We start from the raw sequence: 22,655 nt of genomic DNA on the forward strand, positions 1-22,655 counted from the left end.
GCACGGCCGATCCCCACCGGTTTTCGCAAAGGCCGGTCAAAAGGAGTAGACCGGCCGTCGGGCCTACTCCAGCGGCAGTAGTCCCTGCGCCCGAACCGCCCCCGGAGCTCAGCCCTGGAAGGCCCCCGGGTGGATCTGCTCCCGCGTCGCGATGTACTGCTGGCGCACCGCCTGCCAGGCCGGGTACTCCTCGCCCGGCTCGAAAACCTGCGCCGCCGGACCCGGCCACACCGGCGGGGTGTGCGGGGCCAGCGTGCCCTGCTGCACCCCGAGCGCCCACGCGGCCTGGCGCGCCGCGCCCAGCGCCGCGTAGTCGGCCGGCGCCGGTACGACGACCTGCGTCCCGAACAGCCCCGGAGCCGCGGCCTGTACGGCGGGCAGCTCGGCCGCCGCGCCCAGCAGGAACACCCTGCGGATCTCCACCCCGCGCGAGCGCAGCACGTCCAGCGCGTCGACCAGCCCGCACAGCATGCCCTCGAACGCGGCCCGGGCCAGGTGCTCCGGCTTCATCGAGTCCCGCCGCAGCCCGGAGAGGGTTCCGGCGGTGTGCGGCAGGTTCGGCGTCCGCTCACCTTCCAGGTAGGGCAGGAGTACGAGGCCGTGCGCGCCCGGCGTCGACTTCAGCGCCAGCTCGGACAGCCCCTCCAGATCGGTGCCGAGCAGCTCGGCGGTGCCGCGCAGCGCCCGTACGGCATTGGAGGTGTTCACCACCGGCAGGTGCATGCCACTGGCGTCGGCCAGCGAGGTGATCAGCCCGCCCGGCTCCGACAGCGCCTCGTGGTGCACGGCCATGACCGAGCCGGACGCGCCCAGCGAGACCACCGCGTCGCCGGGGCCGAGGCCCAGCCCGAGCGCGGCGGCCATGGTCTCCCCGGTGCCCGCGGAGATCAGCAGCCCCTCCGGGGTCATCCCGGCGGCCTCGGCCGGCCCGAGCACCTCGGGCAGCAGCGCCATGTGCCCGAGCGCCAGCTCGACCAGGTCGGGGCGGTACGAACCGGTGGCCGGCGACCAGTACCCGGTACCCGAGGCACCGCCCCGGTCGGTGGTCCGCCGGGCCGGGCGGCCCAGCAACTGCCAGACCAGCCAGTCGTGCGCGGACATCAGCACGGCCACCCGGCGGGCCGCCTCCGGCTCGTTGCGGGCCAGCCAGGCCAGCTTCGCCACCGGCTGCGCGGAGTGCGGTACGGATCCGATGGCCTCGGCCCAGGCCTGCCGTCCGCCCAGCGCCTCGATCAGGTCGGCGGCGGCGACCTGGCCGCGCTTGTCGTTGCCGATCAGGGCCGGACGGACGAGGGCGCCCTGCTGGTCGAGCGGCAGCAGCCCGTGCTGCTGCGCGGAGACGCCGATGGCCTGCACGCCTTCCAGGAGCCCGCCGCCGGCGGCCTCGCCGAGGGAGAGCAGCCAGGCCTGCGGGTCGGTCTCGTGGGGGTGGGTGCTCTCGGGATCGCCCGCGGGCTGCGGATGCGGGGCGTACCCCTGGCGCAGCACGGCACCCGTGTCGGTGTCACAGACGACGATACGAGTGAAGGCGGAAGAGCTGTCCAGCCCGGCGACTATCCCCATGCGGAGAATTCTGCCGCACGCAGAGGCGGGATCCGCCGCCCGGAGGCGCCGGATCCCGCCCGGTCCCGCGTATCAGGTGTTGCTGGTGCCCCATTCGTCCTCGGCGCCGCCGCCGGCCCGGTCGCGCAGGCCCCGTACCCGTCCGGCCAGCGAGGCGGGCATCGCGTCGCCCACCTTGTGGCTCACGGTGGCGAGGGCCTTCCCGGCGTACTCGCGCCCCGTCTGCCCGGCGCTCTCGGCGGCGTTGCGCACCGCGGGGTTCTGCGCGATCCCGCGCGCGGACTTCTTCAGCTGTTCGTAACGCTCGCGCCCCGCGCGGGTTCCGAGGACGTACCCGAGGGCCAGTCCGACCGCGAACGTGACCTTGTACCGCATGCCTGCCACCCTTCGTCGTGTGGTGCCCGGCCGGCTGCCGATACCGATTGGCGGAGCACCCCCCTGCTTGCGCTAATCTATGACTCGCAACGGGCGCTCGCCCCTCCGGCTAGGCCGGAGGTGGGCTGTTCGGTGCACCGCAGCAATCCCCTGTAGCTCAATTGGCAGAGCAGCCGGCTGTTAACCGGCAGGTTACTGGTTCGAGTCCAGTCGGGGGAGCGCAGTCCCCTGTAGCTCAATTGGCAGAGCAGCCGGCTGTTAACCGGCAGGTTACTGGTTCGAGTCCAGTCGGGGGAGCACGGAAGAAGAGGACCTCACGACGGGGTCCTCTTTCTTTTTGCCCCGGTTCGGGAACCGGGCAGCCCTCAGAACGGTCTCCCTGAGCAGGCGAAGCCGATCATGCGAGGCATCCGAGGCAGGAGATCGTATGAGCGGCTATGCTGCGGCAGACGGCGCGCACACATGTACGCGCCACGCCGTGAAGGGGCGGTAGCTCAGCCGGTTAGAGCAGCGGACTCATAATCCGTCGGCCGTGGGTTCGAGTCCCACCCGCCCCACCGCACATCAGGTGTGCAGAAACGATCTGACCAGGGGTTTCCCTGGTCACGCGAGCTGTTACGGCGACCGCTGGCGGCCCTTCGGGGCCGCCTTTCGCGTTCTGAAGCCGCTGTGGGGACACAGCGGGGACGCGGGGGCGGCTACGCGGGGACAGGCGTCCCTCCCGTGCTGGAAGAAGCCTTGCGGGTGCCTGCCGGGAGCCGAGTCACTGGCTCGTCGTGGCGACTTCCGGCCGGTGCGCGGTCGAGCACAAGGCGAATCTTTGCGAAGGGCGCCTTCTGGTCCTCCGGGATCTTGTCCGTGAGGTTCGGATGCCTCGTAGCCCTGCTCCGTACAGCACGTCCGCAACCACGCCTCGGCTGCCTCGGCAGCCCGCTCAGCCGCTTGGGCCTCCGTGTGGATCCGGCCGAAGATCTCACCGCCGGCGGCTGCCTGCACGTCAATGGCCCACCGCGACGTGCGCCCAGTGCCGGCCGCTCTGGCGAACAGCAGCACCACGTCCTGCGCGAAAATCTTTAGGGCCTTCTCGACCGTGTAGGAGACCTCCGTGCCGCGAGGCACGACGGCGACCTTCGACTCGGCCTCGGTCCGGAACCGTTCGGGCAGGACGCTGGTGCAGGTGTCTGGAGTGATCTGCCGCGAGCTATGGCCGAGACGCTCTTGGACCACCTTGATGCCGGTGCCAGCGAGCAGGGCGAGGCTGGGTGAAGTGCAGCCCCGTTCTGCGGATCTCGGCCCAGCTCGTCGAAGTCGCGTACCGCCTCTACGGCGAAGAGCCCGAGGTCGACAGCGTCCGCACGATGAGCACCAGCACTCACTCCGGCCACGTACTCACCAGGCACCGGGGCAACCAGGAGCACGAACGCTCCAAGTGGGAAGGCGATGGGGCGTGAGTCAATTCGGGCTGCGTCCTCACGATGGATGCCCCCGCACCCACCGCCGGGCCGCCGGCCACGGGCGAGCCCTTGGCGTTGGAAGCCGAATCCGCCGCTCGAGAGTTGGGGGCCTGCCCCGGATGGTTTCGAGCTGTGTATGTGGCGGCAGGGGCTATTCGATTTCGTGCGATGTGTACGGGTGGCCGCAGTGTTCACGAGAGCATTTGTCTGTATGCGGGGGCGGATGGGGGGGAGGCGGTTTGTAGCAAGGGCACGAGCATCGGAGGCAGTGCCCGTCTTCGAAGTGATCATTGTCCAATACTTGACGGGCCTTGATTTTCACCTCTCGAAGACGCGCCTCAGCATCATCCAGCTCGGCGATAATTTCGGCCGGGACATTCTTCTGAGTCCCGGTCTCCTGTGGGTCGGCAGGCATTCGTATCACGCCTTTCCGCTTGGGCTTCGTCACTTCGAGCACCGGCTTCTTCTGCGGGCCTCACGTTCTGTCCTCGGTGATGCCTGTGCCCCATGTGTGATGTAACTGCTGCTGCGGGTGCCTCACTGTGACGGCGCCCGTGCGTGCGAGCCCATCAGCCATGCCTCGTCAGCTGGTGTCGGCAGAACTCTCGTTCGCACAATCCTCCGTCGCCAAGGTAGTCGGCGCACCAACAGAGGAAGCACGGGGAATTTCCGGAATTGCCGCCGGGATCCCAGTCCGCGTCCCGCAGCCGAGTGCTGGCGGCCTCGCGTACTGACAGGGTTTGCTTCTCCAATTCGGCGAAGTCGGATTCATTCTGCCTGAACGCTTCGCGCTGAGCATCGGTGAGATTCGGTTGTGGATCTTCGTGAGCGGTTGGGGGCATGTCCGAAGCACCTCCTGGCAAAGCAATGCCGTACGGACTGCTGGGGAAGGGTGAGATCAGAGCGCTCTTCGCATGCATGCGGAAAGTGGGGGCCTGCAAGCGATCGGTCAGTACCGCGCATAGCGGCAGGCCATTGCGCCGTTGCGTCCATTGTCTGACTGGCGGCTGGGGTCCGCTACTGGTGGCATGGCGGCCCCGTTTCGGGGATCTCCGCGCATGACCCGGCGCAGCGGCGCCAGGGGAGCGGTGCGGCCTCAGGTGGCGGGTTCCGCCAGGGGACGTCTAGGGGACGCCGGGGGGACACAAAGGCAGGAAGAGGCCGACAAAGGCGGGACGGCGTTGTCGGGAGCTGTCGCACCGTCAGGTGAGCCGGGCTCAGGTCTTTGGCTGGGAACTGCCTGGGAGCAAGGGTCCCCGGCCGGACCCGTTCGCGCCGCCGGCGCGTCGGGAGGGGGCCGCCCTCTCGGCCGTGTACGGCCCGTGGTGATCGTCACGGTGAGGCGGCCCAGGGTCTTCGAGGGCGGTGTACGAGCCAAGGACGGCGCGTCGGCATTTCTGGGCGCCAGGACGGTACGTGCCGATGGGGCGGAGAAGGGCAGGCGCTGGGCCGATGGCGCCCGCGTGGCGATCACCGGGGGATGGGCCGACCATGGGACTGCCGGCAGATCAGGGGTTCGCGCAGTGGTGGCGGGCGGAGTGTGACGCAGGGTGGTCCCCCGAGGCGCGGGGCCCTCGAACCGCCGCCGGACCGCGGTAGTGAACGAGAACAGGTGGTCGCCCATGTGCCGATGGCTCGCGTATTCAGGTTCGCCCCTCCTGCTCGACACCATCCTGTACAAGCCCGCGCACTCGCTGATCGATCAGAGCCTGCACTCCCGGATGGGTGTGGAGACGACGAACGGCGACGGTTTCGGCGTCGGGTGGTACACGGACCACGCCGACACTCCGGCGGTCCTGCGGGACGTGGGGCCGGCCTGGAACAACCGCAACCTGCGGGAGATCGCCGACCACGTCGAGTCGCCCCTGTTCTTCGCCCACATCCGGGCGTCGACCGGAACGGCGGTGCAGCAGACGAACTGCCACCCCTTCCGGCACGGCCGCTGGCTGTGGATGCACAACGGGGCCATCGCCGATTTCCACCTCATCCGCCGCGAGCTCTGCCTGCTCGTCGACCCCGCGCTGTTCTTCGACATCGAGGGGACGACGGACTCCGAGGTGATGTTCTACCTCGCCATCACCTTCGGCTTGGACCAGGACCCGCCCGGCGCCGTGGCGCGCATGGCCGGAGTCGTGGAGCACGCCGGCCGCGAGCGCGGCGTGGAGTTCCCGCTGCAGATGACCGTGGCCGTGAGCGACGGTGAGAGCGTGTGGGCCTTCCGGTACTCCAGCCAGGGGAAGTCCAGGTCGCTGTTCTACAGCAGCCGTGTGGACAGCCTGCGCAAGCTCCACCCCGACATGGCCTTCCTGCAAGGGGTCTCGGACGAGACCCGCCTCGTCGTCTCCGAGCCCCTCGGTGACCTGCCCGGTGCCTGGAACGAAGTGCCGGAGAGCAGCTACGGCGTCGTACGGCCGGGAGCGGACGCGTTGCTCCCCTTCACCCCGCAGGCGGCCTGACGCGTCAGGGGCAGGCGGCCGCCGGGTCGTCGTGGACGAGGGCGCAGACCATCTGCGCGCCGCGCCCGTGACCGGGGTACGCCGCGAGCAGCTCCACCCTGAAGTCATTCCACTGGCGGGTGATTTCGGCGGTGGCCCCGGCGGTCGCGCGGCGGAAGTTGTCTCCCGTCTTCGCACCGGCCCTCGCGCGCGAAGACGCCGCGGTGTCCTTGTTCAGGGTGCGGTTGTGGGCGACGCGGCCCTCGCAGTCGGCGGCTTTGACGCCCGCGGAGTCGAAGTCGGGGTAGCAGCCCGTGGCGAGGTCCGCGGGGACGCGCCCGCGCGCCTCACGGGTCCAGTCGGCATCCTTCATGGCGCTGTAGCGGCGGATGTCGAGGAACGGCGGGTGGTTCGTACGCTCCAGGCCGGGGGGGGTTGGCGAGGCCGATCGGGCCGGCCGTGGCCCGGTCGCTCCAGTTGGAGTGTGCGTAGAAGTCCTCGATCTGGTGCCAGCCGCGGCCGAGCTGTTCGAGGACGGCACACTTGGCCCGTCCGGGCTTCCCGTCCCACGCGCAGGGGGTGGACAGATCGCTCTGGTCGGCGCGCACCCTGCCGTCGGCGTCGACGAGGCCGTCGGCCGCCCGCACCGCGTTGCGGAAGCGGGTGACGGACGTACGGACGCAGGCGAGGAGCTCCGTGGTCGCCTCGTCCCTGGTGCGGGGGTAGCCCGCGGAGTACCGGGGGGCGAAGTAGTCCGCGTTGTCGCAGTGCAGAGGGCCGACGTCGAAGTAGGGGCGGCGGTCGTTGGCGTTGATCGCCCCGTCGTGGGCGTCGGCCATCGCGGTCAGCGTGACGGGCTCCCAGGGAAGTGCCGCCCGGGTGATGTCCTCGTGGTTGCCGCCGGTGAAGGCGTGGGCGGCATGGGCGGTGCCGCTCGGCAGGACGGCCAGGGCGGCCGCCAGGCCGGCCGCGAGGACGGCGCGGGCGCTCCGGGGACTGCCGGGGATCGGGTGGCGGGACATGGGGGCTCCAGGTGTAAGGAGGCACGCCGGCCGGCCCGGCCGCACTGCCGTCGAGGGGGCCGCCTGCCCTTCCATGCTGCGCGCCCGCCCCGGACCCTGCACGCGCGCTGGGTGGCAGGGTGCGCCCCCAGGCCGCAGGTGCGGAAACGATCGCACCTGCGGCTTCCGCCGTTCAGGACCGCCCTCCGCGGGGGGACGGCGCTGCCGTGCGGGGGCAACCCCCTAGAAGTTCTCCGTTTCGTCCGCCAGGTGGCGCAGTACGTCGTTCAGGTCCTGGCGGCGGGCGTAGGCCGCCCGCTGGCGGTGGGCGCCCGAGCCGTCGCGCAGGAGGGCCGCCAGGGTCTTGGCCGCGTGGTCGAGTTCGCCCGACGCCGCGAGTTCCGGGGCGACCAGGTCCAGCATGGCCTCCGCCAGGTCCGCCGCCGGGATCTCCGCCCCCGTGTACGGGTCGAGGCCGAAGCCCTCCAGGCCGTCGTGGGCCGCCCGCCAGCGCGCGAGGCGCAGTACCTCGTCCCGCAGCGCGGGCTCGGGACGCAGCTCCTCGATGTCCCGCAGGGCCGTCGCCACCAAGGCGCGGACCAGCTCCGCCTGGAGGACCGCCGTGTCGATGTCCGGGGACATGTCGGGCGCCCGGATCTCCAGCGTCGGCCAGTGCCCGGACGGGCGCAGGTCCCAATAGACCATCTTCGTGTCCAGAGCCGCGCCCGAGCTGAGCAGGATCTGCACCGAGCGCCGGAAGTGGGCGGTGGACGTGAAGTGCGGGGGCAGGCCGGCCGAGGGCCAGCCCGCCCAGGCCATCGCCCGCCAGCTGGCGTGACCCGTGTCACGGCCGCCCCAGAACGGCGAATTGGCGGCCAGCGCGATCAGCGTGGGCAGCCAGGGTCTGACCCTGTTCGACACCGCCACCGCCGTGTCCACGTCGAGGGTGCCGATGTGGATGTGGCGGCCGCAGCTGACGAGGGTTTCGGTCAGCGAGCCGAAGCGGCGGTGCTGCTCGCGCTGGCGCGGCTCGTCGTCGGTCAGGTGCAGCGGCCCCTCCACCGCGACGACCGGCGAGGGCGCGGCCAGCAGCCGGCAGCCGTGGGCGCCGGCCGCCCGGGCGAGGGTGCGCCGCAGCGTGGCGAGCTCCTCGCGCAGCGCGGTCGCCGAGTCGGCGACGGGGGTGGAGATCTCCACCTGGTAGCGGGTGCCCTCGGGGTGCACTTCGTGGGGCAGGCCCGCAGCGGTGGCCAGGACGAGCGGTGCGGCCGGGACCACCCGGAGGGTACGGGCGTCGACGAGGAGGAACTCCTCCTCGACACCCACGGTCAGCGGGGCCGTGAGAGGGCGCGCATGGACTCCGTTGTCCGCGCTGCCGGTGCTCGTGGTGCTGTTGCCAGGTTCGATCACTACGCCTCCCTGGACATACGAGTCGTTTCATCATGAGCCGAACGGCAGGGGAGGAGCACACGTCGATTCAGTCAAATGTCGTGTGATAGTGGCGAGTTACCGGCAAGGGCCGACCCCCTCTGGGGTCGTGGATCCGGGTGGGGCGACTGGTGCGGGTGCGCGTGCGCATGCGGCGGCCAAGGGGACACGGGCCGGGATGCTCCCCGCGGGGCCCGGCCGCCCGGCGCGTTATTGCCTGGGGTCGTCGAACGGCCGCTGGTTATCATCCGCTGTGACCGGTACGAGCACCCCCACACCCGCCCCCGCCCGACGTCCCACGCGCATATTCGCGGACCTGACCCCCCTGCGCACGTCCCCGGACTATCGGCGGCTGTGGGTCGGCAGCACCATCTCCTGGATGGGCCAGGCGATGACCGCCCTCGCGATCTCGCTCCAGGTGTACGACATCACCGGCTCCAGCTTCTCCGTCGGGCTCGTCGGCCTCTTCTCCCTCGTCCCGCTCGTCGTCTTCGGCCTCTACGGCGGCGCCATCGCCGACACCGTCGACCGGCGCAAGCTCGGCCTGTACAGCTCCCTCGGTCTGACGGGCCTGTCGATCGCCCTGGCCGGCGCCGCGCTCCTCGGCTACCACCGGGTCTGGCTGCTGTACTCGGTCGTCGCCCTCCAGGCGGTCTGCGGCGCCCTGAACGGACCCGCCCGCTCCGCGATGATCCCGCGGCTGCTGCCGACCGAGCAGCTGCCCGCCGCCAACGCGCTGAACTCGGTGACGATGACCTCCGGCACGATGATCGGCCCGGTGCTCGGCGGGCTCATCGTCGGCTGGTGGGGCTATCAGGCCGCGTACCTGATCGACGCGGTCACCTTCTGCGCCGCGCTCTACGCGGTGTGGCGGCTGCCCGCGATGCTGCCCGAGCGGGAGGGCGGCAAGCGGGGGCGGGCCTCCGTGCTGGACGGGCTGCGCTTCCTCGGCACGCGGCCGAACATCCGGATGACCTTCTTCTCCGACATGGCCGCCATGGTGCTGGCCCAGCCGAAGGCGCTGTTCCCGGCCATCGCCGTGCTCTGGTACGGCGGTGACGCCAAGACGGTCGGCCTGCTGGTGGCGGCCCCCGCCGTCGGGGCGCTGCTGGGCGGGCTGTTCTCCGGCTGGCAGGGGCGGATCCGCCGGCACGGGCTGGCGATCCTGATCTCCGTGGCCGCCTGGGGACTGGCCATCGCCGTCTTCGGGCTCACCCGGAACCTGTGGCTCGGGCTGTTCTTCCTGGCCCTGGCGGGCTGGGCCGACACCATCTCCATGGTGTTCCGCTCCACGATGATGCAGGCCGCGACCCCGGACGAGATGCGCGGGCGCCTGCAGGGCGTGTTCATCGTGGTCGTCGCCGGCGGGCCCCGGCTCGGGGACTTCCTCGCCGGGACCACCGCCGACCTGACCTCCCCGGCCGTGGCGATCACGGGCGGCGGGCTGGGCTGCGTACTGGTGCTGCTCCTGCTGGCGCTGCGCTGGCGCGGGTTCGCCCGGTACGACGCGAGGTCGCCGCAGGCGTGACGCGGCCCGGCGCACGGGCGGCCGCCGGCCGCGCCGGGCCGGGGTCGCCGTCGAACCCGTCGCAGGTCAGGCGGGGCCGACCACGCCGCGCGCCACGCCCAGGGCGACGAGGTCCTGGGGCCGGATGCGGAGCTGGTCCGCCGTGGACGCGGCCTCGGAGGCGGGGCGCTTGAGGATGGCCGCCGCCAGTTCGGGTGCGATCACCGAGAAGTAGCTGTCCGGGGTGACCCAGGTGTTCCCCGGCGCGGCCAGCGCGAGGGCCCCGCCCGAACCCCCCTCGCCGATCAGGAGGGTGGTCACCGGCACGGCGGCCGCCGCGAGCGCCGCGAAGGTGTCCGCGATGGCCGCGCCGGCGCCCGCGTGCTCGGCTGCGGCGTCGTTCGCGGCGCCCGGGGTGTCGACCAGGGTGAGCACGGGGATCCCGAGGCGGTCCGCGAGCCGGATCACGCGCGCCGCCGTACGGTATCCGGCCGGGCGGGTGGCGGTGCCGCACTGGGCGGCGTACGCGACGGCCCGCCCCTCCCGCAGCCCGAACCCGCACAGCATCCCGGGGTCCGTACCGCCCGCCCGGTCCCCGGAGAGGGGCAGCCGGAGGCCGAAGTACGCGTCCAGGTACGCCTCGGCGCGCGGCCGGTCGGGGTGGCGGGCGAGGCGTACGGCGTCCCAGCCCGTCTTCGGCGGCAGACCGCCGGGTACGCCGCCCAGCGCGGCCGGGGGCGCGACCGGTTCGGCGGAGCGGGGCGCGGCCAGCACGCGCAGCCAGTCCGCGAGGGTCGCGGGCAGCGCGGCGGGCGGGACGACGGCGTCCACGTGCCCGGCGGCGTACTGGCCCTCGGCGGTGTACGCCGCCGGGTCCGCGTCCGCCGGCCGCACCCGGGAGCCCGCGAAGCCGACCTGCGCTCCCGGGAGCGCGAGCACGACGTCCGCCCCGGCGCCGAGGGTGGCCCAGCCGCCGCCGGTGGTGGGGTCGCGGAGCACGGCGATCTGCGGGAGCCCGGCGGCCCGGGTCAAGGCGGACTGGCGGGCCACGCGCTGGAGTTGGGTCAGCGCGAGCATGCCCTCCTGCATGCGGGAGCCGCCGGTGGCGATCAGCGAGACGAGGGGGAGGCGGTGTTCGCGAGCGTGGGTGTAGGCGGCTTCGAGGCGGTCTCCGGTGCGTTCGCCGAGGGAGCCGCCGAGGAAGCCGAACTCGAAGGAGATCACGGTGGCCGGGTGGCCGCCGATGAGGGCGGTTCCGGTGACGACCGACTCCTCCTCGCCGGTGCGGGCGGTGGCGCGGGCCCGGGAGTCGTCGTAGCCGGCCCAGGCCAGCGGCCCGTCGGGGGCGCAGTCCCGGTGCGGTACGGGGAGTTCGGTGAAGCCGCCGGGGTCGGTCACGGAGGCGATGGCCGCGCGGGCCGAGAGGCGGGTCGTCGTCACGGGATCACCCTAGGGGCACCGGCTCGTGCCGACCTAGGGCAGGAGGGCTTTGACGGACGGGACTCGGCGGGCACCCCCTACGGCAGTGGGAAGGCCAGCTTGAGGGCGTAGGCGGCGACCAGGCCGTAGCCGAGGCGGAAGGTCCAGGCGCGGGCGGCGGGGGAGATGCGGCGGCCTGCGGCGGCTCCGATGGCGACGAGGGTCTGCTGCCACAGGAGGGACGCGGCGGCCACGCCGGCCAGGAAGGCGGCGGCGGGGGCGCGGGCGGTGAGGGTGGAGGCCTGCGCGGTGGTGAGGGCGGCGAAGTAGAGGGCCGTGGTGGGGTTCACGGCGGTGAGCGCGACGTACCGCGCAAAGGCCGCTCGGGCGCCGCCGGCCCCCCGAGCCTCGATCGTCGGCGGCTTCGCCGTCGCCGTCGCTGTCGCCGCCGGCTCCGGCTCCGGCTCCGCTGCCGGGAGGGCGCGGCCGCGGTACAGGGCGTGGGCCGCCAGCGACAGCAGGATGATCGCCGACAGGAGGCGGATCCAGGCTTCGGCCGGGCTCACGTGGGAGGCCACCCAGGGGCCGAGGGCCGTGGCGAGGGCCGCGTAGGCGAGGTCCACCGTCGCGATGCCCGCCGCCGCGGCCATCGCCGTACGGCGGTGCCGCATCGCCTCCTGGAGCAGCAGCACGCTCATGGCACCCATCGGCATGGCCACGCCCAAGCCGGCGACCGTTCCCGACAGCGCGGGGGAGAGGAGTCCGTTCATGCGGACGAGGGTGCGGGCAGCGGCATCCGGTGCAGCGGCGCTTATCGGCCTGCGCTGCGAGAATCGCGGCATGGACCGTCTCGACAGCGAAATCCTCGGCATCTTGCAGCAGGATGCGCGGATCTCGTACCGCGATCTCGGCGTGCGCGTCGGGCTCAGTGCCAACGCCACCGCCGACCGGGTGCGCCGGATGCGCAGGGACGGGGTGATCCGCGGGTTCACCGTCATCGTGGATCCGGCCGCCGACACCCGCGGCGGGCTCGTCGTCTTCATCGACTTGAGCCTGCGGCAGGACACCACCAACGAGGAGTTCGAGGAGCGGGTGGTGCGGCTTCCCGGGATCACCGAAGTGGTGCACGTGACCGGGGAGTACGACTACCTCGTCCGGGCCCGCGCCGCCGATCCCGCCGCGCTCGACGCCCTGCTGCGCCGGCTCAAGCGCGAGGCCGGCGTGGCGCAGTCCAGCACCCGGATCGCCCTCAAGGGCGCCCACGGGCCCGCCATCCCCTGAAGACCGCCTCCAGCTGAAGGCTGCCCAAGAGCTGTATGCCGCCTACAGCGCCGACTCCCACTTCAGCGTCGTACCCCGCGTTCCCGACTCCGTTCGGCCGTCGTCCGTGACCGTCAGGCGGACGCGGGCCGGGGTCGCCTCCACCTCGACCTCGATCGCCCCGATCTGCGAGCGGCGGTGGGCCGCGGCCAGGGCGCCGCGCAGCGCCGACAGCAGGTCGCCCGCCACCGGCTCCGGGAGCAGGGCGTCCACCGCGCCCGAGAAGTGGACCGACGGCTGGAAGCCGAGCAGGACCGCCGCCCCGCCCGTCTCCCGCAGGATCCGGCCGCGGACCGTCGTCGGGGCGTCGCTCGGCGGCTGCTGGAGGGCGAAGATGGCGGTGCGGACCTCCTGGATGGTGGAGTCGAGCTCGTCCACGGCCCGGGCCAGTTCCTCGCCGACCGTGTCCCCGGCCGGGGCGGAAGCCGACCGCTTCTTCGTGCTCTCCAGCATCATCTCCGTCGCGAACAGCCGCTGGACCACCAGGTCGTGCAGGTCCCGCGCGATGCGGTCCCGGTCCTCGTAGACGGCCAGCTGCTCGCGGTCGTGCTGCGCGTCCGCCAGTACGAGGGCCAGCGCGGCCTGGGAGGCGAACTGCGAGGCCAGCAGCCGGTCCACGGCGTCGTACGGGCGGCCGCCGCGGGTGCGCGGCAGGGCCAGGGTGCCGATCAGCTGGCCGCCGCTCTGGAGCGGCAGCATCATGCTCGGGCCGAAACGTTCCCGCACGTGGGTGGTCATCCGGGGGTCGGTCGCCGAGTCCTCTATGAAGACGGGCTCACCGCCCAGGAGTTGCACCAGGACCGGTGAGCCTGGGGCGATCGCCGTCCCGACCAGGTCCCCGGGGTCCCCTTGCGTGGAGGCGGCCACGATCTCCATGCCGCCCTCCGGGGTCGGCTGGAGGACCACCCCGGCCGCCGCGTCCGCGAGCAGCCGGGCCCGTTCGGCCACGCACATCAGCGCGTCGGAGGCCGGGCGGCCGGCCAGCAGGGTGGTGGTGACGGCGGCGGCGCCCTCGATCCAGCGCTCCCGGCGGCGCGCCGTCTCGTACAGGTGCGCGTTGCCGATCGCTATCCCCGCCTGTGAGGCCAGGACCCGTACCAGTGCGAGGTCCTCGTCCGTGAAGCGTCCGCCGCCCCGCTTCTCCGTGAGGTAGAGGTTGCCGAAGACCTCCGTGTGGACCCGGATCGGGACGCCCAGGAAGCTGCGCATGGGGGGATGGCCCGGTGGGATCCCCGACGAACGCGGGTCCGTCGACAGGTCCTCCAGCACCAGCGGGCGCGGATCGGTGATCAGCGCGCCGATCACACCGGTGCGCCCGTCGGGCAGGTGGGGGATCGCGGCGCGCTCCGCCTCGCTCAGCCCGGCCGTGTACAGCTCGGTCAGCCGCATGCGCTCGGGGTCGATGACCCCGAGCGCTCCGTACCGGGCCGAGCACAGCGCTGTCGCCGAGTCCACGAGGTGCTGGAGGGTGGCCTGCAGTTCCAGTTCGGAGCCGACGCTGAGCACCGCCTCCAGCAGTACGGGCAGGCCGGCCCGCTCCGCGGGGCCGGCCGGCTCGGGCGCCGCGTCCGTCATTCGGCCAGCGGGTTGAGGACCATCGGGGCGATCTTCCCTTCGAGCATCATGCCGAGGCCGAGGACGGCGCACACGTCCGGACGTTCGGCGATGGCGACGGGCATTCCGGTGGCGTCGCGCAGCATCTGGTCCAGGCCCGGCAGCAGGGCGCTGCCTCCCACCATCATGATTCCCCGGTCCGTCAGGTCGGCGACCAGGTCGGGCGGGCAGTCCCGCAGCACCTTGCCGATGCCGTCGATGACGGCCGTCAGCGGGGTGTGGATGGCGTCGCGGACGGCCGCGGTGTCCACGTGGACGGAGCGGGCCAGTCCGGTGGCCACGTCGCGGCCGTGGATGAGGGTGGAGGCGGGGCCGCCGTCGGTGATGCCGTTGCCGTGCAGGGCCAGCTGGAGCGGCCGGACGGCCTGGCTCGGGAGCATCAGCTCATGCGCGTGGCGCAGGTGCTGGACGACGGCGTGGTCGATGGCCTCGCCGCCGATCGGGATCCGCTGGGCGGTGACGATCGAGCCGAGGGAGAGGACGGCGACCTGCGTGGCGGCGGCCCCGCACACCATGATCATCGTCGCGGTCGGCTGCTCCACGGGCAGGCCGCAGCCGACGGCCGCCGCGATCAGGGTGTCGACGAGTTCGACGCGCCGGGCCCCGAGCCCGACCATCGTCTCCACGGCGGCCCGCTGCGCGAGGGGGTCGGCGTCGTGCGGGGTGCAGGCGGCGGCGCGCAGCCGGGGCTTGCGGCGCAGGGCGCGGCGCAGCTTCTCGCCGAGCAGGTGGCGCAGCATCCGCTGCGCCATCTCGATGTCGACGACGGTGCCGCCGGAGACGGGGCGTACGACGCGGATGTAGTCGGGCGTGCGGCCCGTCATCCGTTCGGCGAAGGTGCCGACCGCGATGAGCGCGCCGGTGCGGGTGTTGACGGCGGCGACGCTGGGCTCGTCGACGACCAGGCCGGCGCCCTTGACGTAGACGCGGGTCCTGGCTGCTCCCAGGTCGACGGCGACGTGGCAGCGGCGCAACTGCTCAAGACTGACGGTCACGGCAGATCCTCCCGAGAGCGCTGGCGCAAGAGTCCGGCGGCTGCCGGTTGCATTTCATATCTTCTCGGTCGAATGGTGCATAGCGCCCGTTGGGCTGCTCCGGCCGGGTGTGTCGCACGGGGCGAGAGGTGCTGCACGGGGGTGGATTTCTGTACCGACAGGCAGCACGATGCCGCCACTGACCGCGCTACTCGCGCGTAACGAGGTAAAGGGGACCCCATGCTGACGCCCCGCCAGAAACCGCTCGCGCTCCTGACGCTCTGCCTGGCGTTCCTCGCACCCTTCCCGGCCCGGGCCGCCACCCCTGTGCAGCCGCACAACCCGGTCGTCTTCATCCACGGCTACAACGCCGACCCGGGCGTCTGGGGCGGCCTGCGCGAGGACATGCGCGCCGCCGGGTACGCGGATTCGGAGCTCTTCTCGTGGGGTTACGACACGCACCAGTCGGTGAACGAGGTCGTGGCCGGGCAGCTCGGCGCGTACGTCGACCAGGTCCGCCGGCAGACCGGCGCCGCCAGGGTCGACATCGTGGCGCACTCGCTGGGCTCACTGGTCGGTCGCTGGTACGTGAAGTTCGGCGGCGGCACCGCCACCGTGGACCATTGGGTCTCGCTGGCCGGCCCCAACCACGGCACCTCCACCGCGTGGGCCTGCGCCCTGTGGGACCAGGCCTGCCGGGACATGACCCCCGGTTCCTACGTCGTGAAGAACCTGAACGCGGGGGACGAGACCCCGGGCGCGGTGAAGTACGCGACGTTCTGGTCGAACTGCGACGAGGTCGTCAACCCCGACGCCAGCGTCCCGCTCGCCGGCGCGGCCAACACGCCGGTCGGCTGCCTGGGGCACAACGACCTGCTGGGGGACGACGCCACCTCGGCGGGGGTCCGGGCCTTCCTCGCCTCGTAGGGGTGTGCCTAGGGGTGTGCCTCCTACACCTCGACCCCGTCGACCGCGACGCGCTGGAGCAGGCCGTACGTGAACTCCGCCACGCACGGCCGCCCCTGCGCGGCGAACGCCAGGCGCCACCGGGTCGGCGCGGTGCCCTCCATCGGGCGCACCGGGGCGAAGGCCCGCGCCACCTCGTCCACGGTGGCCGACCAGGGCCTCAGGTCCTCCGGGGTCCGCAGTACGGGCCCCGGCGCACCCGGGGCCCTGATCAGCCACTCGTTCCACACCGCCCCGTCCGGCGCCGCCAGCACCTCGAAGCGCAGGTCCGGCCAGAGCGGCAGCCGCCACAGCAGGGCCTCGCACTCCAGGTCGCCGATGGTGCGGGCGGCCGTGGACTCGGGCGGCCCGAGCACCGAGCGGTAGCGGGCCAGCGCGCCGCGCGAGCGGGGTGAGCGCACCATCGCCTGCCAGCGCTTGTTCGCCTCCCGCTGCTCGGCGAGCGAGGCGCCGAGCAGCCGCCGCGCCTCCTCGGCGAGTTCGGGCCGGAAGTCCGCCATCCGGCGCAGCAGCACCAGTTGGAAGGCGGCCGGACCGAAGGATCCCGAGGAGGCGGACGCAGTCATGGAGGCCACGATTCCACACAGGACCTCCACGAACCCGCGATACGGATGTTGCGGGGAACCACGTAGCGTGCGGTCGTCATGGACTACTGCCACGCGTGCCGGAGACACCTCAACGGCGCCCTGGCGTGCGCCGGCTGCGGTACCCCGATCGAGTACCTGCCGCCCGCCGCACCCGGGGTGTCCGCCGTGCCCGCCGACCCGTACGGCTCCGCGCGGACCGGGGCGCAGGACCCGCTCGCCGATCCGTTCGCGGACTCGCTCGTCGTGCTGTCCGGTGCGGACCGGGGCGGCCGGGCCGGATCGCGGCGCCGCGCCACGCACCGCAGGCGCCGCCGGACCCTGCTCACCCTCGGGGTGGGCCTGGCCCTCGCGGTCGGGGGCACGGTCGCGCTGGCCCGGATCGTCACCGAGGGGCAGAAGACCGACCGGGCCGCCGAGGTGGTGCTCACCGACGGGAACGGCCCGAAGGACCCGGGTCCGCTGCCGAGCGGCAAGGGGACCCCCGCCGCGCCCCCGGCGCTGAAGCCGGTGAAGGCCTCCGGGTCCGCGAAGGCCACCGCGGGCGGTGCGCAGACGCCCGGGCCCGAGGGGTCCGCCGAGGGGTCCGCGCAGCCGGGTCCGACCGTGTCCGCCTCCGCCTCGGTCAAGACGGGGCCGACGAAGGGGGCCACAGGGCCGGGGCCCTCCGTAAAGCCGGGTCAGTCGGGGAAGCCGTCGCCGAGTGCCTCGGGGTCGGCGCAGCCGCCGTCGCCCAGCCCCAGTCCCACGCCGCTGCCGCCCAAGTGCAAGTGGTGGCAGCTCTTCTGCACGGAATAGGCCACGGAGCGGCGCTCCGGGCGTCTCAGCCCAGCATCCGCTTGAGCAGGTCCCGCAGGACCGTCCGCTCCGCCGTGGAGAGTCCGGCCAGCGGTTCGCGCGCGAAGTCCAGCGATTCCCGCAGCCGGTCCGCGGTCTGCAGGCCCTCCTGCGTCGGGGCGGCCAGCTTCACCCGGCGGTCCGCCGGGTCCGGCCTGCGCTCGACCAGGCCGCGCGATTCCAGTCGGTCCACGATGCCCGTGATGTTCGAGGGCTCGCACTTCAGCTGCTGGGCTATCCGGCGCATCGGCATCGGCTCCAGGGACAGCAGGTTCAGCACCCGCGCCTGGGCGCCGGTGAGCTGGTGGCTGGCCGCCGCGTCCTCGTACTCCTCGTGGTAGCGGGCCACGACGGAACCGATGAGCTCGACGACCTCAAGGGTCAGGGGGTCTGTGCGGCGACTGGGCATGGATCCAGCGTACCCATTTACTTGACAACATGAAATATCCAGGAGCATGGTTGTTTCACCTGCTGAAGTATTCAGTCGATTCCATTCCTCGATCGGGAGCACCCATGTCTGAGATCCCTGCCGTCAGCCGCGAGTGGCACCTCGTCCGCCGTCCGCAGGGCTGGCCCGTCGCCGAGGACTTCGCCCTGCGCGAGGTCGAGGTGGCGGCCCCGGCCCCCGGCCGGATCCTGGTGCGCAACCTGTACATGTCGGTGGACCCGTACATGCGCGGCCGGATGAACGACGTGAAGTCCTACGTCCCGCCGTTCCAGCTGGACCGGCCGATGGACGGCGGCGCGGTCGGCGAGGTCGTCGCCTCCGCCGACGAGCGCTTCGCCGTCGGCGACCACGTCCTGCACGGCCTGGGCTGGCGCGAGTACGCCGACGTGGACGCCAAGCACGCCACCAAGGTCGACGCCGCCCTCGCCCCGCTCTCCGCCTACCTCGGCGTGCTCGGCATGCCGGGCCTGACCGCCTACGCGGGCCTCTTCGAGGTGGCCTCCTTCAAGGAGGGCGACACCGTCTTCGTCTCCGGCGCGGCCGGTGCGGTCGGCAGCCTCGTCGGCCAGTTCGCGAAGATCAAGGGCGCCGCCCGGGTCATCGGCTCTGCCGGATCGGACGAGAAGGTGACGCTCCTCACGGAGAAGTACGGTTTCGACGCCGCCTTCAACTACAAGAACGGCCCCGTCGGCGAGCAGCTGAAGGAGGCCGCCCCCGAAGGCATCGACGTCTACTTCGACAACGTCGGCGGCGACCACCTGGAGGCCGCCATCTCCTCCCTGAACGTGCACGGCCGCGCCACCCTGTGCGGGGCGATCGCCCAGTACAACGCCACCGAGCCGACCCCCGGCCCGCGCAACCTGGCCCTGGTCATCGGCAAGCGGCTGCGCCTGCAGGGCGTGCTCGTCGGCGACCACGCCGGACTCCAGCCGCAGTTCGTCCAGGACGTCGCCGGCTGGCTGCGCTCCGGCGAGCTCGTGGCCGATGAGACCGTCGTCGAGGGCGTGGAGAACGCGACCGAGGCCTTCCTCGGCATGCTGCGCGGTGAGAACACCGGAAAGATGATCGTTTCCTTCACCGGTTAGGCTCACCCCACACCGTCGTGATCGTGGGCGCGAGTCACGGCGATTACCAGGAGGATCCCTTCACATGTCCATCCAGCAGTCCGAGGTTCTCTATACCGCCGTCGCCACCGCCGAGAACGGCCGTGACGGCCGCGTCGCCACCAACGACGGCCAGCTCGACGTCGTCGTGAACCCGCCGAAGGAGATGGGCGGCAGCGGCGCCGGCACCAACCCGGAGCAGCTGTTCGCCGCCGGCTACAGCGCCTGCTTCCAGGGCGCGCTCGGTGTCGTGGCCCGCAACGAGAACGCGGACATCTCCGGTTCGACCGTCACCGCCGAGGTCGGCATCGGCAAGAACGACGACGGCTTCGGCCTGATCGTCAAGATCTCCGCCTCGATCCCGAACGTGGACGTCGCCACCGCCAAGGACCTCATCGAGAAGGCCCACCAGGTCTGCCCGTACTCCAAGGCGACCCGCGGCAACATCACGGTCGAGCTCGCCGTCTGATCGCGCTCGCACCGCGCGGAGGCCGCACCCCGATCACGGGGTGCGGCCTTCGCCGTAAGCTGTGCCCCATGCGTGATCTTGCGGGGGGATTCGGTCATCTGCTGGCCGGACAGCGATGGGTGTTCCGGCACGGCCGGTGGCTGGGGTTCGGCCTGCTGCCCGGACTGCTCGCGCTGGTGCTCTACACCGGCGCCCTCATCGGGCTCGGCTACGGCGCCGACGACCTGACGGCCTGGGCCACCCCCTTCGCGGACGGCTGGGGCTCTCCCTGGCTCGGCCTCTTCCGCGGATTCCTGACCGCCCTCGTCTTCGGCCTCGGCCTCTTCGTCGCGGTGATCACCTTCACCGCGGTGACCCTCCTGATCGGCCAGCCGTTCTACGAGTCCCTCTCGGAGCAGGTCGACCGCAGCGTCGGCGGCGACGCCCCGGAATCCGGGCTGCCGCTGGCCAAGGAGCTGTGGATCTCGGCCCGCGACAGCATCAAGGTGCTCGTCCGGGTGCTGCTCTACGGGATCCTGCTCTTCGCCCTGGGCTTCATCCCCGTCGTCGGACAGACCGTGGTCCCCGCGATCGGGTTCTGCGTGTCCGGGTTCTTCCTCACCGAGGAGCTCACCGCCGTGGCGCTCCAGCGCCGCGAGGTGGAGCTGAAGGAACGTCTCGTCCTGCTGCGCGGACGCCGCGCGATGGCGCTCGGCTTCGGCGTCCCGCTGGTGCTGGCCTTCCTGGTGCCGCTGGTCGCGGTGTTCCTGATGCCGGGTGCGGTGGCCGGGGCCACGCTCATGGTCCGGGAGCTGCGCGGCGAGGACGCGGAGGGGGCCGCCGAGGAGGGGACGGCCCGGACCGGCCCGCCGACGGGGCCGGCACCGTACGAGCAGGCCCCGCACCCGGCGCCGCAGTCCGACCCGTACGCGCAGCAGCCCCCGCGGTACCCGGCCGGCGGCGCGGCCGGCGGCCGGGGGCCCGGAGCCCCCTACCGCTGATCCCGGACGGGACTCGACGACACGACCTGGCGCGTGAGCAGGGTGATCGCCCCGGTCGTGTCCTCGCCGGAACGGGCCTGCCGGTCGGCGTCCAGGCGGCGCCGCATCAGGTCCAGGTAGGGGGCCAGCAGCTCCGTGCCGACACCCTGCTCCGCCGCCGTGCGCAGCAGGGTGGGAGCGGCGGCGACCTGCATGGCCAGGTTCGACACGACACCCGTGGTGAAGTCGCGCGAGGTCAACCGCTCGGCCACGTTGTCCACGAAGAAGCCCATCGCGCCGAGCCACTCCGACAGCAGCGGCGCCAGGTCCTTCGGGGCGATGTCCTCGGCCTCGATCAGGGCGAACGCATGCGAGATCCCGGCGAACATCCCGTACATCGCGCTCAGCAGCGCCACGTCGTACAGCGCCGCGTGGCCGGGGTCCTCGCCGACGAAACGGGCTCCGGCCGGGACCTCCAAGGCGGCGCGGTGCGCGTCGAACAGGGCGCGGGAGCCGCTGTAGAAGACGTACGCGCCGGACGCGGGGACGCCCATCATCACCGGGGTCCCCATGATCCCGCCGTCCGTGAAGCGGGCTCCGCGGGCCGCGGCCCAGGCGGCGCGCTCCCGGCCCTCGCCGGGCGTACCGGTGGTGAGGTCGACCAGGTCCTTGCCGGACACGTCCACGCCCTCCAGGGTCTGGCCGACGCTCGCGTCGTCCAGCAGGCAGAGCACGACCAGGTCGGCCGCCGCCACCGCGTCGGCGGGGCTCGCGGCGACGACGGCGCCTTCGCAGGCGAGGGCCGCGGCCTTGGCGGGGGTGCGGTTCCAGACGGTGAGCGGATAGCCGGCGGCGAGCCAGGTGCGGGCCAGGGCGGTGCCCATGTCGCCGAGGCCGAGGAGGGCGACGGGACGCTTCGGAACGTTGTCGTAAGTCATGACGTTGAGCCTGGTGGCAAGGGGTGAGGCACTCAAGTACGCACTTGGGGGTGGGTGGTTACCCCCAGGTGAGCGAGCAGGTGGGAGGCGCGGGCGATGTCGGTTGCGAGGAGGCCGGGGGCGGACCACTGCGGCGTGGCGGCGGCGATGGCCGTGATCGACGGCAAGTGGAAGGTCTCGCTGCTGTGGGAGTTGCAGCAGCGGCCGCGGCGGTTCGGAGAACTGCGCCGGCTGGTCCCGGGCATCTCGGAGAAGGTGCTCGCGGCGCAGCTGCGCGAGTTGGAGACGGACGGCATCGTCCATCGCGAGGTGTACGACGAGGTCCCGCCGCGCGTGGAGTACTCGCTGACCCCGCTCGGCCGGGAACTCGACGAGGCGCTGAGCTCGCTCGGTGCCTGGGGGACCAGACACCTCCTCCCGGCCCCTGCTCCCCAGCCGGCCTAGGACTGGGTGCGGGGCTCCACCCACAAGGCCTCGCCCACCGCGCACAGGTCGCCGTCGGCCGTGGCCAGGGCCGTGCCCACGCGGTACTTGCGGCCCTCGCTGCCGAGCAGCCAGGCATACGAGACGAGACCCGCGCCCACCGGCACCGGGCGCAGCAGCCGCGCGGTCAGGGCCGCCGTGACGGCGCCGGCCCGGCGGCCGTCGAGCAGCCGCCCGGCCGCGTTGCCCGGGCAGTCCAGAGCACCCCACACCAGCTCGGGCGGGAGCAGCCCGTCCGCGTCGCCGAGTGCGGGGCCCGGCGTCCAGGCCGCCGCGACCAGCGCGCCGCCGGGGACCCGGCCGCAGTGCAGGCGCAGCCCGGTGCCGGGGGTGCGGTGCAGGCCGCAGCCGAAGCAGTCGACCATCCCGTCCGGGGGCGCCGCCCGGTAGGCGTCGGCCGCCGCCGTGGCCAGCTCCCAGGACGGGGGCTCCGGGGCCTGCGCGGCCGGTTCGGCGGGGCTCGCCGCCGCGAGCAGCAGCTCGCCGTCCACCAGCCGGGCGCCGCCTTCGGCGGTCGGGTCGAGCCGGACCGGGGCCTGCGTGGGCACCGGCCGGCGGAAGTCCACCCGTACGGTCTTCGCGGCGGACCGCGCGGCCAGCACCCCGGCCACGTAGCCGCCGAAGGCCACCCCGGGGTACCCGCTGAGGTGCGCCGGAACCGTGATCGTCTCGAAGTCGCTCATGCCGGCCACCCCATCACACACGTCGTCCTCGTCACAGGCCCCGGCCCACCGGCCGCGCAACTATCGCGGGCGCCCGTTCGTCCTCCATCCTGGAG

At 72.7% G+C, this 22,655-nt stretch carries 23 protein-coding genes and 3 tRNA genes; 13 read left to right on the plus strand and 13 right to left on the minus strand.

Annotated elements, in window-relative coordinates; all coding sequences use genetic code 11:
- Positions 1 to 108: 108 nt before the first annotated feature.
- Both ACS04_RS33595 and ACS04_RS33600 read right to left on the minus strand, forming a co-directional pair.
- A complete protein-coding gene (locus tag ACS04_RS33595; RefSeq protein ID WP_048480649.1) occupies positions 109 to 1,563 on the minus strand; it encodes an FGGY family carbohydrate kinase in 1,455 nt (484 codons plus the stop codon).
- Between the two features lie 72 nt (positions 1,564 to 1,635).
- Positions 1,636 to 1,938, minus strand: a complete 303-nt coding sequence (locus ACS04_RS33600) for a hypothetical protein (RefSeq protein WP_048480650.1) — start codon at positions 1,936 to 1,938, stop codon at positions 1,636 to 1,638.
- 146 nt (positions 1,939 to 2,084) lie between these two features.
- On the opposite strand from ACS04_RS33600, the gene ACS04_RS33605 reads away from it, so the two are divergent.
- From ACS04_RS33605 to ACS04_RS33630, 5 genes are all read left to right on the plus strand, one after another.
- Positions 2,085 to 2,157, plus strand: a tRNA-Asn gene (locus tag ACS04_RS33605).
- A gap of 5 nt (positions 2,158 to 2,162) precedes the next feature.
- Positions 2,163 to 2,235, plus strand: a tRNA-Asn gene (locus tag ACS04_RS33610).
- A gap of 186 nt (positions 2,236 to 2,421) precedes the next feature.
- Positions 2,422 to 2,495, plus strand: a tRNA-Ile gene (locus ACS04_RS33615).
- A gap of 705 nt (positions 2,496 to 3,200) precedes the next feature.
- Entirely contained in the window at positions 3,201 to 3,389 is a 189-nt protein-coding gene (locus tag ACS04_RS33620; protein ID WP_048480651.1) for a hypothetical protein, read from the plus strand.
- A 1,625-nt stretch (positions 3,390 to 5,014) separates the two neighbouring features.
- Entirely contained in the window at positions 5,015 to 5,848 is an 834-nt protein-coding gene (locus ACS04_RS33630; RefSeq protein WP_048480653.1) for a class II glutamine amidotransferase, read from the plus strand.
- A 4-nt stretch (positions 5,849 to 5,852) separates the two neighbouring features.
- On the opposite strand, the gene ACS04_RS33635 is transcribed toward ACS04_RS33630, so the two are convergent.
- From ACS04_RS33635 to ACS04_RS33645, 3 genes are all read right to left on the minus strand, one after another.
- Positions 5,853 to 6,200, minus strand: a complete 348-nt coding sequence (locus tag ACS04_RS33635) for a hypothetical protein (protein ID WP_048480654.1) — start codon at positions 6,198 to 6,200, stop codon at positions 5,853 to 5,855.
- On the minus strand, positions 6,175 to 6,849 hold the full coding sequence (locus ACS04_RS33640; RefSeq protein ID WP_048480655.1) for a hypothetical protein: 675 nt from the start codon (positions 6,847 to 6,849) through the stop codon (positions 6,175 to 6,177). Before ACS04_RS33640 ends, ACS04_RS33635 begins: the two co-directional genes overlap by 26 nt.
- Positions 6,850 to 7,071: 222 nt before the next feature.
- Positions 7,072 to 8,238, minus strand: a complete 1,167-nt coding sequence (locus tag ACS04_RS33645) for a carboxylate-amine ligase (RefSeq protein WP_078865625.1) — start codon at positions 8,236 to 8,238, stop codon at positions 7,072 to 7,074.
- Positions 8,239 to 8,434: 196 nt separating this feature from the next.
- Between ACS04_RS33645 and ACS04_RS33650 the strand changes: the two genes are divergently transcribed.
- Entirely contained in the window at positions 8,435 to 9,784 is a 1,350-nt protein-coding gene (locus ACS04_RS33650) for an MFS transporter (RefSeq protein WP_078865626.1), read from the plus strand.
- 66 nt (positions 9,785 to 9,850) lie between these two features.
- Here the strand turns inward: ACS04_RS33650 and ACS04_RS33655 are convergent, their stop codons facing one another.
- Together ACS04_RS33655 and ACS04_RS33660 are read right to left on the minus strand one after the other, a co-directional pair.
- On the minus strand, positions 9,851 to 11,203 hold the full coding sequence (locus ACS04_RS33655) for a carboxyl transferase domain-containing protein (protein ID WP_048480657.1): 1,353 nt from the start codon (positions 11,201 to 11,203) through the stop codon (positions 9,851 to 9,853).
- A gap of 77 nt (positions 11,204 to 11,280) precedes the next feature.
- On the minus strand, positions 11,281 to 11,952 hold the full coding sequence (locus ACS04_RS33660; protein ID WP_053081097.1) for a LysE family transporter: 672 nt from the start codon (positions 11,950 to 11,952) through the stop codon (positions 11,281 to 11,283).
- A gap of 70 nt (positions 11,953 to 12,022) precedes the next feature.
- Between ACS04_RS33660 and ACS04_RS33665 the strand changes: the two genes are divergently transcribed.
- Positions 12,023 to 12,463 carry an Lrp/AsnC family transcriptional regulator gene (locus ACS04_RS33665; RefSeq protein WP_048480658.1) on the plus strand — a complete coding sequence of 147 codons (441 nt, stop codon included), beginning with the start codon at positions 12,023 to 12,025 and terminating at the stop codon, positions 12,461 to 12,463.
- Positions 12,464 to 12,505: 42 nt separating this feature from the next.
- Here the strand turns inward: ACS04_RS33665 and ACS04_RS33670 are convergent, their stop codons facing one another.
- A complete protein-coding gene (locus ACS04_RS33670; protein ID WP_048480659.1) occupies positions 12,506 to 14,077 on the minus strand; it encodes a sensor histidine kinase in 1,572 nt (523 codons plus the stop codon).
- Positions 14,074 to 15,111: a rod shape-determining protein gene (locus ACS04_RS33675; RefSeq protein WP_048480660.1), complete on the minus strand. Its 1,038-nt coding sequence runs from the start codon at positions 15,109 to 15,111 to the stop codon at positions 14,074 to 14,076. Before ACS04_RS33675 ends, ACS04_RS33670 begins: the two co-directional genes overlap by 4 nt.
- A gap of 219 nt (positions 15,112 to 15,330) precedes the next feature.
- Between ACS04_RS33675 and ACS04_RS33680 the strand changes: the two genes are divergently transcribed.
- Positions 15,331 to 16,017 carry an esterase/lipase family protein gene (locus tag ACS04_RS33680; RefSeq protein ID WP_053081098.1) on the plus strand — a complete coding sequence of 229 codons (687 nt, stop codon included), beginning with the start codon at positions 15,331 to 15,333 and terminating at the stop codon, positions 16,015 to 16,017.
- A gap of 23 nt (positions 16,018 to 16,040) precedes the next feature.
- On the opposite strand, the gene ACS04_RS33685 is transcribed toward ACS04_RS33680, so the two are convergent.
- Positions 16,041 to 16,622, minus strand: coding sequence for a hypothetical protein (locus tag ACS04_RS33685; protein WP_048480661.1), 582 nt, complete (start codon positions 16,620 to 16,622; stop codon positions 16,041 to 16,043).
- 78 nt (positions 16,623 to 16,700) lie between these two features.
- Here ACS04_RS33685 and ACS04_RS35660 point away from each other — a divergent pair, with 78 nt between their 5' ends.
- Positions 16,701 to 17,438: an SCO2400 family protein gene (locus ACS04_RS35660; RefSeq protein ID WP_053081099.1), complete on the plus strand. Its 738-nt coding sequence runs from the start codon at positions 16,701 to 16,703 to the stop codon at positions 17,436 to 17,438.
- Between the two features lie 25 nt (positions 17,439 to 17,463).
- Here ACS04_RS35660 and ACS04_RS33695 read toward each other — a convergent pair whose 3' ends face one another.
- Complete coding sequence (locus ACS04_RS33695; protein WP_048480662.1) at positions 17,464 to 17,886, minus strand: MarR family winged helix-turn-helix transcriptional regulator; 423 nt, start codon at positions 17,884 to 17,886, stop codon at positions 17,464 to 17,466.
- Between the two features lie 104 nt (positions 17,887 to 17,990).
- Between ACS04_RS33695 and ACS04_RS33700 the strand changes: the two genes are divergently transcribed.
- From ACS04_RS33700 to ACS04_RS33710, 3 genes are all read left to right on the plus strand, one after another.
- Positions 17,991 to 19,010 carry an NADP-dependent oxidoreductase gene (locus ACS04_RS33700; RefSeq protein WP_048480663.1) on the plus strand — a complete coding sequence of 340 codons (1,020 nt, stop codon included), beginning with the start codon at positions 17,991 to 17,993 and terminating at the stop codon, positions 19,008 to 19,010.
- A gap of 64 nt (positions 19,011 to 19,074) precedes the next feature.
- The gene (locus ACS04_RS33705; protein ID WP_030868956.1) at positions 19,075 to 19,497 is read left to right on the plus strand and encodes an organic hydroperoxide resistance protein; all 423 of its coding nucleotides are present in this window, start codon (positions 19,075 to 19,077) and stop codon (positions 19,495 to 19,497) included.
- Between the two features lie 68 nt (positions 19,498 to 19,565).
- Positions 19,566 to 20,477, plus strand: coding sequence for an EI24 domain-containing protein (locus ACS04_RS33710; RefSeq protein ID WP_078865628.1), 912 nt, complete (start codon positions 19,566 to 19,568; stop codon positions 20,475 to 20,477).
- On the opposite strand, the gene ACS04_RS33715 is transcribed toward ACS04_RS33710, so the two are convergent.
- Positions 20,468 to 21,394 (minus strand): NAD(P)-dependent oxidoreductase, encoded by a 927-nt coding sequence (locus ACS04_RS33715; protein WP_048480664.1) that lies wholly within the window; start codon positions 21,392 to 21,394, stop codon positions 20,468 to 20,470. The genes ACS04_RS33710 and ACS04_RS33715 overlap by 10 nt on opposite strands.
- 96 nt (positions 21,395 to 21,490) lie before the next feature.
- Here ACS04_RS33715 and ACS04_RS33720 point away from each other — a divergent pair, with 96 nt between their 5' ends.
- Positions 21,491 to 21,838 carry a winged helix-turn-helix transcriptional regulator gene (locus tag ACS04_RS33720; RefSeq protein WP_048480665.1) on the plus strand — a complete coding sequence of 116 codons (348 nt, stop codon included), beginning with the start codon at positions 21,491 to 21,493 and terminating at the stop codon, positions 21,836 to 21,838.
- Here the strand turns inward: ACS04_RS33720 and ACS04_RS33725 are convergent.
- Positions 21,835 to 22,560: a hotdog fold domain-containing protein gene (locus ACS04_RS33725; protein ID WP_048480717.1), complete on the minus strand. Its 726-nt coding sequence runs from the start codon at positions 22,558 to 22,560 to the stop codon at positions 21,835 to 21,837. The genes ACS04_RS33720 and ACS04_RS33725 overlap by 4 nt on opposite strands.
- Positions 22,561 to 22,655: the final 95 nt, after the last annotated feature.

Source organism: Streptomyces roseus (assembly GCF_001044425.1).
Taxonomy (GTDB): domain Bacteria; phylum Actinomycetota; class Actinomycetes; order Streptomycetales; family Streptomycetaceae; genus Streptomyces; species Streptomyces roseus.

What these genes read in the sequence shown, in the direction of transcription:
- ACS04_RS33715 (WP_048480664.1), bottom strand. Translation starts at nt 21,394, where the DNA reads ATGACTTACGACAACGTTCCGAAGCGTCCCGTCGCCCTCCTCGGCCTC.
- ACS04_RS33710 (WP_078865628.1), top strand. Translation starts at nt 19,566, where the DNA reads ATGCGTGATCTTGCGGGGGGATTCGGTCATCTGCTGGCCGGACAGCGA.
- ACS04_RS33600 (WP_048480650.1), bottom strand. Translation starts at nt 1,938, where the DNA reads ATGCGGTACAAGGTCACGTTCGCGGTCGGACTGGCCCTCGGGTACGTC.
- ACS04_RS33630 (WP_048480653.1), top strand. Translation starts at nt 5,015, where the DNA reads ATGTGCCGATGGCTCGCGTATTCAGGTTCGCCCCTCCTGCTCGACACC.
- ACS04_RS33720 (WP_048480665.1), top strand. Translation starts at nt 21,491, where the DNA reads ATGTCGGTTGCGAGGAGGCCGGGGGCGGACCACTGCGGCGTGGCGGCG.
- ACS04_RS33725 (WP_048480717.1), bottom strand. Translation starts at nt 22,560, where the DNA reads ATGAGCGACTTCGAGACGATCACGGTTCCGGCGCACCTCAGCGGGTAC.
- ACS04_RS33695 (WP_048480662.1), bottom strand. Translation starts at nt 17,886, where the DNA reads ATGCCCAGTCGCCGCACAGACCCCCTGACCCTTGAGGTCGTCGAGCTC.
- ACS04_RS33650 (WP_078865626.1), top strand. Translation starts at nt 8,435, where the DNA reads ATGCTCCCCGCGGGGCCCGGCCGCCCGGCGCGTTATTGCCTGGGGTCG.
- ACS04_RS33640 (WP_048480655.1), bottom strand. Translation starts at nt 6,849, where the DNA reads ATGTCCCGCCACCCGATCCCCGGCAGTCCCCGGAGCGCCCGCGCCGTC.
- ACS04_RS35660 (WP_053081099.1), top strand. Translation starts at nt 16,701, where the DNA reads ATGGACTACTGCCACGCGTGCCGGAGACACCTCAACGGCGCCCTGGCG.
- ACS04_RS33670 (WP_048480659.1), bottom strand. Translation starts at nt 14,077, where the DNA reads ATGACGGACGCGGCGCCCGAGCCGGCCGGCCCCGCGGAGCGGGCCGGC.
- ACS04_RS33685 (WP_048480661.1), bottom strand. Translation starts at nt 16,622, where the DNA reads ATGACTGCGTCCGCCTCCTCGGGATCCTTCGGTCCGGCCGCCTTCCAA.
- ACS04_RS33595 (WP_048480649.1), bottom strand. Translation starts at nt 1,563, where the DNA reads ATGGGGATAGTCGCCGGGCTGGACAGCTCTTCCGCCTTCACTCGTATC.
- ACS04_RS33700 (WP_048480663.1), top strand. Translation starts at nt 17,991, where the DNA reads ATGTCTGAGATCCCTGCCGTCAGCCGCGAGTGGCACCTCGTCCGCCGT.
- ACS04_RS33635 (WP_048480654.1), bottom strand. Translation starts at nt 6,200, where the DNA reads ATGAAGGATGCCGACTGGACCCGTGAGGCGCGCGGGCGCGTCCCCGCG.
- ACS04_RS33705 (WP_030868956.1), top strand. Translation starts at nt 19,075, where the DNA reads ATGTCCATCCAGCAGTCCGAGGTTCTCTATACCGCCGTCGCCACCGCC.
- ACS04_RS33680 (WP_053081098.1), top strand. Translation starts at nt 15,331, where the DNA reads ATGCTGACGCCCCGCCAGAAACCGCTCGCGCTCCTGACGCTCTGCCTG.
- ACS04_RS33660 (WP_053081097.1), bottom strand. Translation starts at nt 11,952, where the DNA reads ATGAACGGACTCCTCTCCCCCGCGCTGTCGGGAACGGTCGCCGGCTTG.
- ACS04_RS33665 (WP_048480658.1), top strand. Translation starts at nt 12,023, where the DNA reads ATGGACCGTCTCGACAGCGAAATCCTCGGCATCTTGCAGCAGGATGCG.